The organism is Donghicola tyrosinivorans, assembly GCF_003003355.1.
GTDB classification, from domain to species: Bacteria; Pseudomonadota; Alphaproteobacteria; order Rhodobacterales; family Rhodobacteraceae; genus Donghicola; species Donghicola tyrosinivorans.
The window spans coordinates 23746-38019 of record NZ_PVTQ01000003.1 but is presented as its reverse complement, the minus strand read 5'-3'; the positions used below and the strand labels follow the sequence as shown (position 1 = coordinate 38019).

Here is a 14274-nt window from a genome sequence, read left to right as displayed (position 1 = left end):
CTCCGGTCAATGATGATCGGAGAATGCCCCAGTCAGGTGAATCGAGGATTAACCGCCTCAGGTTCGCTCAATCGCCAGCGCAATACCCTGTCCGCCGCCGATGCACATGGTGATCAGGGCGCGTTTGCCCCCTGTGCGCATCAATTCATAGAGGGCTTTGACGGTGATGATCGCGCCCGTGGCCCCAACAGGGTGACCCAGAGCAATCGCGCCGCCATTGGGGTTCACGCGGGCGGGGTCCAGCCCCAACTCCTTGTTCACCGCCAGTGCCTGCGCGGCAAAGGCCTCATTGGATTCGATGACATCAAAGTCATTGATGCTGAGGCCGGTGCGTGCCAGCAGGTTCTGGACCGCAGGGACGGGGCCGATGCCCATGACCTCGGGGCGGACGCCTGCGTGGGCGTAGCCGATCACACGGGCCAAGGGTTTCAGGCCCGCGGCCTCTGCCGCCTCTGCCCGCGCCAGAACTAGTGCGGCTGCGCCGTCGTTCAGGCCGCTGGCGTTACCGGCGGTGACAGTGCCACCTTTTTGGAAGGCGGGGCGTAGACCGGACAGAGCTTCAAGCGTGGTGGATTTGGGGTGCTCGTCCACCTCAAAGGGCACCATGTCCCGTTTGACGCGCACCTCAACAGGGACGATCTGTTCTTTGAAGTGGCCTGCCGTGATGGCTGCCGCTGCCCGATTTTGGCTTTCCAGTGCGAAGGCGTCCTGCGCCTCGCGGGTGATGTCATGCTCGCCCGCGACGTTTTCGGCGGTGATGCCCATGTGGCCGGTGCCGAAGGGGCAGTTCAGCGCCCCTAGCATCATATCCTGTGCCTGCATGTCGCCCATCTTGGTGCCCCAGCGCGCGCCGGGCACGATGTAGGGTGAACGGCTCATGCTTTCGGCGCCGCCTGCGACGGCGAAGTCCGCATCCCCCAGCATCAGCGATTGCGCGGCGCTAACGATGGCCTGCGCGCCCGATCCGCACAGGCGATTGACGTTCATCGAGGGCGTGGTGTCCGGAATGCCCGCATCCATCGCCGCAATGCGCGACAGATACATGTCCCGTGGTTCGGTGTTGATCACATGGCCAAAGACCACATGCCCCACCTGTGCGCCCTCAATCCCTGCGCGCTGCATGGCCTCTCGCGCCACGGTTGCGCCCAAGGCGCTGGGGGCGATGCCCGCCAAGCTGCCGCCGAAGGTGCCGATGGCGGTGCGTGCGCCGCCAAGAATTACGATATCCGTCATGGTGTCTCTCCCCTTTGACCCCTGAGTCCCGCACAGATTACCGCGACAGCCCTTCTCTGTCCGAATAACGTCCGGTCACGAATTCCCCCAAAATCCATTGATTTTTCGCCCAAAAACTGTGCGCCAGAGGTTTTTTGATTACAAATTGTGCGCTTGCACAGGTTTTCACGTCCCGTTTTGGGGGTTCTGCCTTGTTGAGAGGCACCCGTCGCAGGCGAGATGCGTCCAGCAAGACGACGCGCCAAAGGTCGTCTGCGACATTTCTTAATCCCAAAGCGGCCGGAAACAGAGCCGCCGGGCTATACAAGGAGAACGGGAGTTATGAAGATCAATCGTTTTATGGGCGCTGTCGCCGCTGTTGCACTGTCCGCTGGTATGGCCTCGGCCGAAGGTGAGCCGATCAAGATCGGCGTTCTGCACTCGCTGTCGGGCACCATGGCTATTTCCGAGACCACTCTGAAAGACACCATGCTGATGCTGATCGAAAAGCAGAACGCGGCAGGTGGTGTGCTGGGTCGCCCGCTGGAAGCTGTGGTCGTGGACCCCGCGTCGGACTGGCCGCTGTTCGCTGAAAAGGCGCGTGAGCTGCTGACCGTCGAAAACGTGGACGTCATCTTCGGGTCGTGGACCTCGGTCTCGCGCAAATCGGCGCTGCCGGTTCTGGAAGAGCTGAACGGCCTGATGTTCTACCCCGTCCAGTATGAGGGCGAGGAAAGCTCGAAGAACGTGTTCTACACCGGCGCCGCGCCGAACCAGCAGGCGATCCCCGCGACTGACTATTTCCTTGACGAACTGGGCATCGAAAAGTTCGCGCTGCTTGGCACCGACTACGTTTATCCCCGCACCACCAACAAGATCCTTGAGCAGTACCTGAAAGACAAAGGTATCGCGGCAGAGGACATCTTTGTGAACTACACGCCCTTCGGTCACTCGGACTGGTCCAAGATCGTGGCGGACGTGGTGGCACTGGGTGCAGACGGCAAGCGCGTGGGCGTGATCAGCACCATCAACGGTGACGCGAACATCGGCTTCTACAAAGAACTGGCAGCGGCTGGCGTGTCGGCAGAAGACATCCCCGTCGTGGCCTTCTCGGTCGGTGAAGAAGAACTGTCGGGTCTGGATACCACCAACCTGGTCGGCCACTTGGCCGCGTGGAACTACTTCCAGTCGGCAGACACCGAAGTGAACGCCGAGTTCGTGAAAGAATGGAAAGCCTTCGCTGGCGAAGAGCGCGTGACCAACGACCCGATGGAAGCCCACTACATCGGCTTCAACATGTGGGTGAACGCAGTTGAAGCGGCTGGCACCACTGATGTGGATGCAGTCCGTACCGCCATGTACGGTCAAGAGTTCCCGAACCTGACCGGCGGCACCGCTGTCATGCTGCCGAACCACCACCTGTCCAAGCCGGTTCTGATCGGTGAAATTCAGGCAGACGGCCAGTTCGATATCATCAGCCAGACCGAAGAGGTTCCCGGCGACGCGTGGACCGACTTCCTGCCGGAATCGGCTGTTCTGACCTCGGATTGGAAAGATCTGGGCTGCGGTATGTACAACACCGAGACCGAGACCTGCGTTCAGCTGAAGTCGAACTACTAATCAGACGATCCTAGCGGCGGGCCTTCGGGCCCCCGCTTTCTCTCTGACAGGAATACCCCATGCGCATTTTTCGTACCTGCGCTCTGTTGTGTGTCGCCTGCCTTTTCATGTTCCTCCTGCCAGTCGCATCTAGCGCGCAGGACTCCATGCAGGCGCTGATGCAGCAATATAGCAAAGACATCGCCAAACCCTCTGCCCGCACCATCGGTCCCGTGATCGAGGCGCTGTCCGCCAGTGGTCTGCCCCAGACCCGCGAGATGTTGCGCCGCTGGCAGGACAAGGAAATCTATCAGAACAAAGACACGGGCGATTTCGTCTTTGCCAATGAGGTGGACCGCGACACCCTGCATGTTTTCGACATCGACACCGGTGCCGATCAGGGCGAAGTCGCCGACGATCCTTTTTCTCAGATCAAGCCCAACGCCGGTGTGCGTCGTGCGATTGGTGCCGCGCTGGTGCCGTTCCAGCTGAATGATGACAGCGCCCGCATTCGTGCCGACGCGCTGACCAGCATTGAACGTGCGTCTGAACCCATGCACCTTGAGGCCTTGCGCGCAGCGATGCAGGCGCAACCTGATCCCGATCCCGCCCTTGCCGCCCGTAAAGAGCGGCTGGAACGCCTGCTGACCATCCAATACGCCGAAACCACCGAAGAGCGTGTGGCGGCGATTGAAAGCTTTGCGGGCTCGCTTGATGTATCGACCCGCGGGGCGCTGAACCCGCTGCTGGCGACCAAGCGTCAGGTGGCAGAAACGCTGCCCGAAGAAGCCAATATTGCGAAAGAATTGAGGATCGGCCGCGATTTGACGCACGACGAAGCCTACGCCCTGCTGGTGGGTGCAGGTATCGCCACCGCCGACATCAGCCCCGCGCAGGTGAAAGAGGCGCTGCTGGCCAATATCGAAGGCGCTGCCGTGGGCGGCGTTGCGCTGCACGCCCTGAATACTGACGAGGCCCGCGACCGTGCCTATGCCGCGCTGGCCGCTAAGGGCATTGTTCCCACGGACGTTAGCGAAGAGGGCAAGCAAGCGCTTCTGGACGGTCACGTCTATTTTGACGCCTACACCGAAGCCGATGCCGCCGTCACCGCCGCCGCTGTCAAAACCCTGAAAGACATTGAGACCAAAGTGATGGTCGGCCGCCTGTTCGACCTGACGCTGGACGGGCTAAGCCTTGCCTCGATCTACTTCCTCGCGGCGATTGGTCTGGCGATTACTTTCGGCGTGATGGGCGTGATCAATATGGCCCATGGCGAATTCATCATGATGGGTGCCTACACTGGTTATGTGGTGCAGCAGATTATCCCCGATTACACCCTGTCGTTGATCGTCGCCTTGCCGTTGGCCTTTGCAGTGACCTTCGCCGCTGGTGTCGCGATGGAGCGTCTGGTGATCCGCTGGCTCTACCATCGCCCGCTTGAGACCTTGCTGGCGACCTTCGGCATCTCGATCGCGCTGCAACAGCTGGCCAAGAACATTTTTGGCACGCAGGCGCGTCCGCTGACCTCGCCCGCGTGGCTGGATGGGGCTTGGGTGCTGAACGATGTGGTCTCGATCAGCTATATCCGGATCGCGATTTTCGTGCTGGGGATGGTGTTCCTTGGTCTGCTGCTGTTCGTTCTGAAGAAGACTCGTCTGGGCCTTGAGGTGCGCGCCGTGTCGCAGAACCCCAAAATGGCGGCCTCGATGGGCATCAACCCTGACCGCGTGAACATGCTGACCTTCGGGCTTGGCTCTGGCATCGCTGGGATCGCAGGCGTTGCGATTGGCCTCTTTGCCAAAGTGACCTCGGAACTGGGGCAGGACTACATCGTAGAAAGCTTCATGACTGTGGTCATTGGCGGTGTGGGTAACGTCTGGGGCACGCTGGCCGGTGCGACCGTGATCGGTTTCGCCCAGAAGGGGATCGAGTGGTTCAATCCGTCGAACACCCTCGCCGCGCAGACCTACATGATCCTGCTGGTGATCCTTTTCATCCAATTCCGGCCACGGGGCATCATCGCCCTCAAAGGCCGCGCTGCGGGGAACTAAGTTATGGATTTCATCAAACGTACCCCGTCGCTGCCGGCTGTTTTGTTCCTGCTGTTCCTGTTCACCCTGATCGTGTCGGTCTTTTCCACCGGCGGAGGCGGCGATCTGATCTCGACCTCTATGGTCAAGACTTTGGGCAAGACCCTGTGCCTGTGTCTGGCAGCAATCGCGCTGGATCTGGTGTGGGGCTACTGCGGCATCCTTAGCCTTGGCCACATGGCGTTCTTTGCCCTTGGCGGCTACCTGATCGGCATGTGGCTGATGTTCGAGCGGACCAAGAACATCGTCATGGAGGCCGCCACCAGCCAACCGCTGCCTCTGACCCCGCAAGAGTTGTCCGATGCCATCGGCAACCAGATTTTTGGCGTTGTGGGTGGCTCGGACATTCCGGCGATCTGGTTCTTTGCCGATAGCCTTGTGGTGCAGTTGATCCTTGTGGTCGCGGTGCCGGGCCTCTTGGCGCTGGTCTTTGGCTGGCTGGCTTTCCGCAGCCGTGTGACGGGTGTCTACCTGTCGATCCTGACCCAAGCCATGACGCTGGCGCTGTCCCTGTACCTGTTCCAGAACGACAGCGGCTTGCGCGGCAATAACGGCCTGTCGGGTCTGCAAAACATCCCCGGTCTGGGCCATGTGCCCCAGTCGATCCTGTCCCTGTGGTTCCTGTGGGCGTCGGCCTTGGCGCTGGGGCTGGGGTATCTGCTGGCGTCGCGGATCATGGACCTGAAGTTCGGCTCGGTCATTCGCGGTATCCGCGATGATGAGGCCCGCCTGCGGTTCCTTGGTTATGAAGTCGAACACTACAAGTTGCTGGTTTTCACCCTGACTGCCGTGATGGCGGCGATTGCCGGTGCACTCTATTACCCCCAAGCGGGCATCGTGAACCCCGCCGAGATGGCCCCCATCGCCAGCATCTATCTGGCGGTCTGGGTCGCGATTGGTGGCCGCGGGCGTCTTTATGGCGCGGTCATTGGCGCGGCTGCGGTGTCGCTGGCGTCCACATGGTTCACCGGCGGTCAGGCCCCCGATCTGCCCTTGGGCTTCTACACCATCCAGTGGGTGGATTGGTGGCAGGTGCTGCTGGGTCTGGGCTTTGTCCTTGTCACCCTCTTTGCGCCGCAGGGCCTTGCGGGCTTGGTTGACGGCATCTTCCGCAAAGGAGACAGCAAATGAGTACCTTGCTAGAAGTCTCCGGCGTCACTGTGACCTTTGACGGGTTCCGCGCGATCAACAACCTCTCGTTCCAGATCGGTAAGGCCGAGATGCGGGCGGTGATCGGTCCCAACGGGGCGGGCAAAACGACCTTCATGGACATCATCACCGGCAAGACCAAACCCGATGAGGGCCGTATTCTGTGGGGGGACCGCAGCGAAAACCTGCTGAAGATGACCGAGGCGCAGATTGCGAACGCCGGTGTGGGCCGTAAATTCCAGCGCCCCACCGTGTTTGAGGCGCAGACTGTCACGGAAAATCTGCGCATGGCGCTGAAGCGCCCGCGCAGTCCGTTCTCGGTCCTGCGCCACCGTCCTGACGCGCAGGAAAAAGCGGATATTGAGGCATTGGCCGAAGAGATCGGCCTGAAGGATCATCTGGAAAAGCAGTCGGGCTATCTGTCCCACGGTCAAAAGCAGTGGCTGGAGATCGGCATGTTGCTGGCCCAAGACCCGCAGCTTTTGTTGGTGGATGAACCTGCCGCTGGTATGACTGCGCCCGAGCGTGAGCACACCACCGATCTGCTGGTCCGCACCGCGAAAACCCGCGCTGTTGTGGTGGTTGAACACGATATGGAGTTTGTCCGCCGTCTGAACTGCAAAGTCACCGTTCTGCACGAAGGGTCCGTTCTGGCCGAGGGTAGCCTTGACCACGTGACCTCCAATCAGGACGTGATTGACGTCTATCTGGGGCGCTGAGTTATGCTGAAAGTAGATAATCTGGACCTGCACTACGGCGCTTCGCAAATCCTGTCGGGTATTTCGATGCAGGCTGAGACAGGGAAAGTCACCTGTATCATGGGCGTCAACGGGGTTGGGAAAACCAGCCTCTTGAAGGCGCTGGCAGGCACGCATTTGCCATCGGGTGGCGCAGTTACGCTAAATGGCGTTGATTTGACAAAAATGCGTTCCCACATGCGGGCGCAGAATGGTGTCGGCTATGTTCCCCAAGGGCGCGAGATTTTCCCGCTGCTGACTGTGGAAGAGAACCTAGAGACCGGCATGGGCTGCTTGCCCAAGTCCGAACGCTTTGTCCCTGACGAGATTTATGAGCTGTTCCCCGTGCTGAAAGAGATGCGCCATCGCCGTGGCGGTGACCTCTCGGGCGGGCAGCAGCAGCAGTTGGCCATCGGCCGCGCCCTGATCACCAAGCCGAAACTCTTGCTGCTGGATGAGCCGACCGAGGGCATTCAGCCCAACATCATCCAGCAGATTGGCCGCGTGATCTCTCACCTGCGGGAACGGGGCGATATGGCGATTGTTCTGGTGGAACAGTACTTTGACTTTGCCTTCGATCTTGCGGACCAGTTCTACGCCCTGCGTCGCGGTCAGGTCACTCTGTCCGGCCCGAAGGGTGAGGTCAGCCGTGACCAAGTGATGCAAGCGGTGTCGGTCTGACTTGACACAAACGGGGGACGTGGCATGACTTCCGCTATGACGGACAATAGCACGCCCCCCGAAACCGAAGTCCTTTCGCTGCTGCCAGCTCGCCTGCGGGCCGCACGGCGCGATCAGGGCTTGTCGCTGGATGCGGTGGCCAAGCTGTCAGGGGTGTCCCGCAGTATGGTCAGCCAGATAGAGCGTGGTGAATCCAGCCCCACCATCGCCACCCTGTGGAACCTGACCCGTGCCTTGCAGGTGGATTTCGCGGGCCTTCTGGAAGGCGCGACCGATGCGCCGGGGATCGAAGTGCTGCGCGACGCCAGCGTGCCGACGATCAACAACAAAGGGCAGGGCTGCTCGATCCGTATTCTGTCGCCGCCAGAAGAGGTGGGCCGCCATGAGGTCTACGATATCCGTTTTGCCGAAGGGGGCATTCTGGACAGTGACCCGCACAAGCGCGGCTCGCGTGAGCATCTGACGGTCATCAGTGGCATCGTGCGCCTGAAGGCAGGTACGCAAGTGGAACTGCTGAAGGCAGGCGACACCGCCCGTTATCCCGTGGATCAGCCCCACACCATCAGCGCCGAGACCGGCCCTGCGCAGGTCTTTCTAGTGGTGCAGGACGGTTAATCCGCGATCACGGATATTTTCCCTTAAGACGGATTTCCGGTATTTCGGAATCTAATCCGCCATGATAACCTTCGTTGAAACACGGAGGTGATTCATGACGAACGCATTCTTGAACCAGATCACAGAAACCCTTCATCAGATCGAAGCGGACGGGATGATGAAGCGCGAACGGCTGATCACCTCGCCCCAAGCGGGTCGGGTGACGGTGGGCGGACGTCAGGTGCTGAACCTTTGCGCGAATAACTATCTTGGGCTGGCAGATCACCCTGACCTGATCGCGGCCGCCAAGGGCGCGATGGATGATCATGGCTACGGAATGGCCTCGGTCCGGTTCATCTGCGGCACGCAGGACCTGCACCGCGAATTGGAACAGCGTCTGGCCGAGTTTCTGGGCAAGGATGATGCGATCCTCTTTGCCGCCTGTTTCGATGCGAACGGCGCGCTATTTGAACCGCTGCTGGGGCCGGAAGACGCGATTATTTCCGATGCGCTGAACCATGCTTCGATCATCGACGGCATCCGCCTGTGTAAGGCGCAGCGTTACCGTTACGCTAATTCCGACATGGCGGATCTTGAGGCCAAGCTGATCGAGGCCCGCGAGGCTGGCGCACGTCACATCATGATCGCCACCGATGGCGTCTTCAGCATGGACGGTTATCTGGCCAATCTGCCGCGGATCACCCATCTGGCGGCTCAATACGGCGCGATTGTCATGGTAGATGACTGCCACTCGACCGGTTTTATGGGGCCGAAGGGTGAAGGCACTGCCGCGCACCAAGAGGTGGACGTGGATATCCTGACCGGCACTTTGGGCAAGGCTCTGGGTGGTGCATTGGGTGGGTATATCGCGGGACCGCAGCCGGTGATTGATCTGCTGCGCCAGCGGGCACGGCCTTACCTGTTCTCAAACGCGCTGCCGCCGTCGGTGGTGGCTGCGGGCCTCAAGGCACTGGAGTTGGTCGAGCAGGGCGATGATCTGCGTGCGCAACTGTTCGAGAACGCAAAGTACTGGCGCGCGGGGCTGACTGATCTGGGCTTTGACCTGCTGCCCGGTGAGCATCCCATCGTCCCCGTCATGCTGGGTGAGGCGCAAAAGGCGCAGGATATGGCGAATGCTCTGTTCGAAGAAGGCGTCTATGTCTCGGGCTTTTTCTTCCCCGTCGTGCCCAAGGGCCAAGCCCGCATCCGTACCCAAATGAATGCCGCCCTGACCCGCGAGGATCTGGATTTCGGCCTGAACGCCTTTGCCAATGCTGGCCGCAAGATCGGAGTGATCGCATGACCCGTCCCAACACCATGAGCGCTTTGGTTAAGGCGCAGCCCGCCGTTGGCCTGTGGCAGGAACAGCGTCCTGTGCCGGAAATTGGCCCCGATGACGTGCTGATCCGTATCAAGAAGACCGGCATTTGCGGCACCGATATTCACATTTGGAACTGGGATGAATGGGCGCAAAAGACCATTCCCGTCCCGCTGGTCACTGGCCACGAATTTGCAGGTGAGATCGTGGATATGGGCCGCAACGTGGAAGGGCTGTCCATCGGCCAGCGGTGCAGCGGCGAAGGGCATCTGATCGGAAAGACCAGCCGTCAAAGCCGTGCGGGACGGTTCCATCTGGACCCCGAAACGCGGGGCATCGGAGTGAATGAACAGGGCGCTTTTGCTGAATACCTGCGCTTGCCCGCCTTTAACGTGGTGCCCCTGCCTGATGAGATCAGCGACGACATCGGCGCGATCCTTGATCCGCTGGGGAACGCTGTCCACACCGCGCTAAGCTTTGATCTGTTGGGCGAGGACGTGCTGATCACCGGCGCCGGTCCCATCGGGATCATGGCCGCCGCGGTGGCCCGTCACGCAGGCGCACGTCATGTGGTGATCACTGACGTGAACGCGGACCGTCTTTCGCTGGCAGGGCAGGTGGCTGATGTCACCCCCGTTAACGTGGCCGAAGAAGATCTGAAAGACGTGATCGCCCGCCTCAAGATGAAGCAGGGCTTTGATGTGGGCCTAGAGATGTCCGGCAACCAGCAGGCGCTGGACCAGATGGTCGAGGCGCTGGTGATGGGCGGGCGAATTGCTCTGCTGGGTATTCCGCCGGGCAAAAGCCCCGTGGACTGGTCGCGCATCGTCTTCAAAGCGATCACCATCAAAGGCGTCTACGGCCGCGAGATTTTTGAGACCTGGTACAAGATGATCGCCATGCTTCAGAACGGTTTGGACGTAAGCCGCGTGATCACTCACCGCTTTGGTAAGGACGACTATGCCGAGGCGTTCGAGATCATGCGCAGCGGCAAATCGGGCAAAATCGTTCTGGATTGGACTTAACAAGCAAAACTGCAACTTCGCGATTTCTATCTAAAGGGTGTACGCCTAACGAGGTATATGGCAGGGTTTGAATGTAAGTTTTTGTCTCACATTTATAAGCCGCCACCTAGTGTTGTATCGGTTTGGCCACACGGTCTGTCGTAAGCCGTAAATGGCACGTTAAAAAACGGGGTGTCCTGTTGGGCACCCCGTTTCTATGTCTTCAGGCGGGTGTCACAGGCCGACGACCGTTTTCGGTCAACTCCCACACATCGCGGCCTTCAATCACTACCACAGAAATCGGCCCACCATAGGCGGCACCGGTGTCGATGTTCAGGCGGTTGCCGTAGTGGGTGATTTCGTCCAGATGGGTGTGCCCGTGGATGATCAGCGGGCCAAAGCTGTCGTGGTGGTCGTGAAAGTCCTTCCGGATCCAGACCAGATCATCCTGCACCTGCGCATCCAGCGCCACATTTGGGCGCACGCCTGCGTGGCAGAAGTAAAGATCATCGGCCCAGTGATACTCTTTCAAGCTGGTGATGAAATCCAGATGGGCGGCAGGAACTTTGGCGCGGCCTTCGGCGTGAATCTCGGCGACGGGACGGTCGTCCGACACATCCACCCCGTAAGAGGCCAGCGATTTCCGCCCGCCGATGTTGATGTTCAGCATCAGCCAGTGCAGATCGTCCCGCAACGGATCGCTTTGCTCTTCCTCTTGCAGAAAGTGCCACATCATCCGGTCATGGTTGCCAAGGATGTTGATCCACGGACGGCCCTCGGTTTGACCTGCGATCATGTATTCCAGCACGCCGTTCACATCGGGGCCGCGATCCGCGAAATCGCCCAGATGCACGACGGGGGCAGCGTGATCGCCGGTCACGGCGCGGTCAGCCTCGATCAGTGCATGGACGCCCTGCAACTTGTCCAGATGCCCATGAATATCCCCGATGGCGTAATGACGCATAAACAGTCTCCGAACAAAAAATGCCTGCCGCATCGCTGCGACAGGCCTGTGTTAACACGCTTTTTCGACGATTACTTGACGTCGAATTGAAGCGGCTTGACCTGCTTGAACTTGCCGGTTGCTTTCAGTGCAGCAACGACGTTCGCGTCGATCGGAGCATCAACGTAAAGAACCGCGATGGCCTCGGCGCCCGATGCTTTACGGCCCAGAGTAAAGTTCGCGATGTTCACGCCGTTGTCGCCCAGAACGCCACCCAAGGTGCCGATGATGCCCGGTACGTCGTCGTTGGTGGTGTAGAGCATGTGCTCGCCGATCTCGGCGTCGATGTTGATGCCTTTGATCTGGATGAAGCGCGGCTTGCCGTCGCTGAAGACGGTACCAGCGATCGAACGCTCGAAGTTCTCGGTAACCACGGTCACCTTGATGTAGCCTTCAAACGCGCCCGACTTGTCCTGAGTGGTGGTCGAGATTTGCACGCCACGCTCTTTCGCGATGACGGGTGCCGAAACCATGTTCACGTCAGGGTTGGTCGCCTGCATGATGCCAGCCACAACAGCCGAGGTCAGCGCGGCGGTGTTCATGCTGGCCGAAACGCCATCATACAGAACGTTGATCGCTTTGATCGGATCATCGGTCATCTGGCCGATGAAGGCACCTTCGTGACCTGCCAGTTCGATCCACGGACCCATGACCTTGGCTTCTTCAGCGGTGATCGAGGGCATGTTCAGCGCGTTCTCAACAGCGCCGGTCAGCAGGTAGTTCGACATCTGCTCGGCGACCTGCAGGGCCACGTTTTCCTGTGCTTCGGTGGTCGACGCGCCCAGGTGAGGGGTGCAGACCACGTTGGGCAGGTTGAACAGAACGTTGTCGACTGCGGGCTCAACCGCGAACACGTCGAAGGCCGCGCCAGCAACGTGGCCCGACTTCAGCATCTCTGCCAGAGCTTCTTCGTCCACCAGACCGCCGCGGGCACAGTTGATGATGCGCACGCCGGGCTTGGTTTTTGCCAGGTTCTCTTTCGACAGGATGTTGCGGGTGCCGTCGGTCAGCGGAACGTGCAGCGTGATGAAGTCCGAACGCTTCAGCAGCTCTTCCAGCTCGACTTTCTCGACCTGCATCTTCTCGGCTTTTTCTTCCGACAGGAAGGGGTCGAACGCTATGACCTTCATTTTCAGGCCGCGGGCACGGTCGCACACGATGCCACCGATGTTGCCAGCGCCGATGACGCCAAGGGTCTTGCCGGTCAGCTCGACGCCCATGAACTTGGACTTTTCCCACTTGCCCGCGTGGGTCGATTCCGACGCCTCGGGGATCTGACGAGCGACGGCGAACATCATGGCGATGGCATGCTCGGCGGTGGTGATCATGTTGCCGAAGGGGGTGTTCATGACGATCACGCCGTGCTTCGAGGCAGCTTCTTTGTCCACGTTGTCGGTGCCGATACCAGCGCGGCCGACGACCTTCAGGTTGGTGGCTTTTTCCAGCAGGGCTGCGGTCACTTTGGTGGCCGAACGGATGGCCAGACCATCGTAGTTGCCGATGATTTCGGCCAGCGCGTCTTTGTCTTTACCCAGCTTGGGCATGAAATCCACGTCGATGCCGCGATCACGGAAGATCTGAACTGCGGTTTCGGACAGGCTATCGGATACGAGAACTTTGGGAGCCATTTTGATGGTCCTTTGATCTGAGAATTCTATGGGAAAGGTCGGGGGCGTCACAGCGCCCCCGTAGGGAAAGGCTTAGGCTTGCGCTTCGATTTCTGCTTCGAAAGCCCACTCCAGCCAAGGCATCAGAGCCTCGACGTCGGCGGTTTCCACGGTGGCACCGCACCAGATGCGCAGACCGGCAGGCGCGTCACGGTATGCACCGATGTCCAGCGCAACGCCTTCTTTTTCCAGACGCTTGGCAACCGCTTTCGCGAAGACAGCGCCGTCCTTGATGCGATCGTCGGTGAACTTCAGGCAGACCGAAGTGTTGCTGCGGGTTTCCGCCACTTCTGCCAGGTTCGCGATCCAGTCTTTCTGGTCGCAGAAGTCAAAGATGACCTTTGCGTTTGCATCCGCACGATCCTGCAGTGCCTTCAGGCCGCCGATCTCACGGGCCCAGTTCAGGGCAACCAGATAGTCCTCAACCGCCAGCATCGAGGGGGTGTTGATGGTCTCACCCACGAAGATGCCTTCGATCAGCTTGCCGCCTTTGGTCATGCGGAAGATCTTCGGCAGGGGCCATGCAGGGGTGTAGCTTTCCAGACGCTCAACAGCGCGGGGGCTCAGGATGATGATGCCGTGTGCGCCTTCGCCGCCCATGACTTTCTGCCACGAGAAGGTGGTCACATCCAGTTTCGCCCAGTCCAGATCCTGCGCGAACGCAGCCGAGGTGGCGTCACAGATGGTCAGACCTTCACGGTCAGCCGCGATCCAGTCAGCGTTGGGCACGCGGACACCGGCAGTGGTGCCGTTCCAGGTGAACACAACGTCCGTGTTGAAATCGACGGTCGCCAGATCGGGCAGCAGGCCGTAATCTGCGGTGCGGACTTCGGCATCCAGCTTCAGCTGTTTGACAACGTCAGTAACCCAGCCCGAACCAAAGCTTTCCCATGCCAGCATGGTCACTTTGCGGGCACCCAGCATCGACCAAAGCGCCATTTCGACGGCGCCGGTGTCAGAGGCAGGCACGATACCGATACGGTAGTCGGCAGGAACCCCCAGCAGTTCGCGGGTTTCTTCGATGGCAGCCTTCAGTTTGGCTTTGCCAACGACAGCGCGGTGCGAACGGCCCAGTGCGGCGTCCGACAGCATATCCAGCGAGAATGTGGGGATTTTGGCGCAGGGGCCAGAAGAAAAACGCGGGTTTGCCGGCCGCGTTGCCGGTTGTGCGATAGCCATTGCTGGTACCCTTCCAGATAATCGCCTCTCGTTGGGGAGAG

12 protein-coding genes are annotated in these 14274 nt (G+C 60.0%); 8 read left to right on the top strand and 4 right to left on the bottom strand.

Annotated elements, in window-relative coordinates; genetic code table 11:
- Positions 1–57: 57 nt before the first annotated feature.
- Positions 58–1233 (bottom strand): acetyl-CoA C-acyltransferase family protein, encoded by a 1176-nt coding sequence (locus CLV74_RS04965; RefSeq protein ID WP_106263129.1) that lies wholly within the window; start codon positions 1231–1233, stop codon positions 58–60.
- Positions 1234–1572: 339 nt separating this feature from the next.
- Here CLV74_RS04965 and urtA point away from each other — a divergent pair, with 339 nt between their 5' ends.
- The 8 genes from urtA (at position 1573) to tdh (ending at position 10405) form a co-directional block, all read left to right on the top strand.
- A complete protein-coding gene (gene urtA / locus CLV74_RS04960) occupies positions 1573–2832 on the top strand; it encodes an urea ABC transporter substrate-binding protein (protein WP_106263504.1) in 1260 nt (419 codons plus the stop codon).
- A gap of 59 nt (positions 2833–2891) precedes the next feature.
- Positions 2892–4862: an urea ABC transporter permease subunit UrtB gene (gene urtB / locus CLV74_RS04955; RefSeq protein ID WP_106263128.1), complete on the top strand. Its 1971-nt coding sequence runs from the start codon at positions 2892–2894 to the stop codon at positions 4860–4862.
- A gap of 3 nt (positions 4863–4865) precedes the next feature.
- On the top strand, positions 4866–6032 hold the full coding sequence (urtC, locus tag CLV74_RS04950) for an urea ABC transporter permease subunit UrtC (RefSeq protein ID WP_106263127.1): 1167 nt from the start codon (positions 4866–4868) through the stop codon (positions 6030–6032).
- Positions 6029–6769 (top strand): urea ABC transporter ATP-binding protein UrtD, encoded by a 741-nt coding sequence (gene urtD, locus CLV74_RS04945; RefSeq protein WP_106263126.1) that lies wholly within the window; start codon positions 6029–6031, stop codon positions 6767–6769. The genes urtC and urtD overlap by 4 nt, the downstream gene beginning before the upstream one ends.
- 3 nt (positions 6770–6772) lie before the next feature.
- On the top strand, positions 6773–7468 hold the full coding sequence (gene urtE, locus CLV74_RS04940; protein ID WP_106263125.1) for an urea ABC transporter ATP-binding subunit UrtE: 696 nt from the start codon (positions 6773–6775) through the stop codon (positions 7466–7468).
- 36 nt (positions 7469–7504) lie between these two features.
- Complete coding sequence (locus CLV74_RS04935; RefSeq protein ID WP_106263124.1) at positions 7505–8083, top strand: helix-turn-helix domain-containing protein; 579 nt, start codon at positions 7505–7507, stop codon at positions 8081–8083.
- Positions 8084–8177: 94 nt separating this feature from the next.
- A complete protein-coding gene (locus CLV74_RS04930; protein ID WP_106263123.1) occupies positions 8178–9365 on the top strand; it encodes a glycine C-acetyltransferase in 1188 nt (395 codons plus the stop codon).
- The gene (tdh, locus tag CLV74_RS04925) at positions 9362–10405 is read left to right on the top strand and encodes an L-threonine 3-dehydrogenase (RefSeq protein WP_106263122.1); all 1044 of its coding nucleotides are present in this window, start codon (positions 9362–9364) and stop codon (positions 10403–10405) included. Before CLV74_RS04930 ends, tdh begins: the two co-directional genes overlap by 4 nt.
- Before the next feature lie 202 nt (positions 10406–10607).
- Here the strand turns inward: tdh and CLV74_RS04920 are convergent, their stop codons facing one another.
- The 3 genes from CLV74_RS04920 to CLV74_RS04910 all read right to left on the bottom strand — a co-directional run bounded on the left by CLV74_RS04920 (position 10608) and on the right by CLV74_RS04910 (position 14233).
- Positions 10608–11348 (bottom strand): metallophosphoesterase, encoded by a 741-nt coding sequence (locus CLV74_RS04920; RefSeq protein ID WP_106263121.1) that lies wholly within the window; start codon positions 11346–11348, stop codon positions 10608–10610.
- A 71-nt stretch (positions 11349–11419) separates the two neighbouring features.
- A complete protein-coding gene (serA, locus tag CLV74_RS04915; RefSeq protein ID WP_106263120.1) occupies positions 11420–13015 on the bottom strand; it encodes a phosphoglycerate dehydrogenase in 1596 nt (531 codons plus the stop codon).
- A gap of 72 nt (positions 13016–13087) precedes the next feature.
- Positions 13088–14233, bottom strand: coding sequence for a phosphoserine transaminase (locus CLV74_RS04910; RefSeq protein WP_106263119.1), 1146 nt, complete (start codon positions 14231–14233; stop codon positions 13088–13090).
- Positions 14234–14274: the final 41 nt, after the last annotated feature.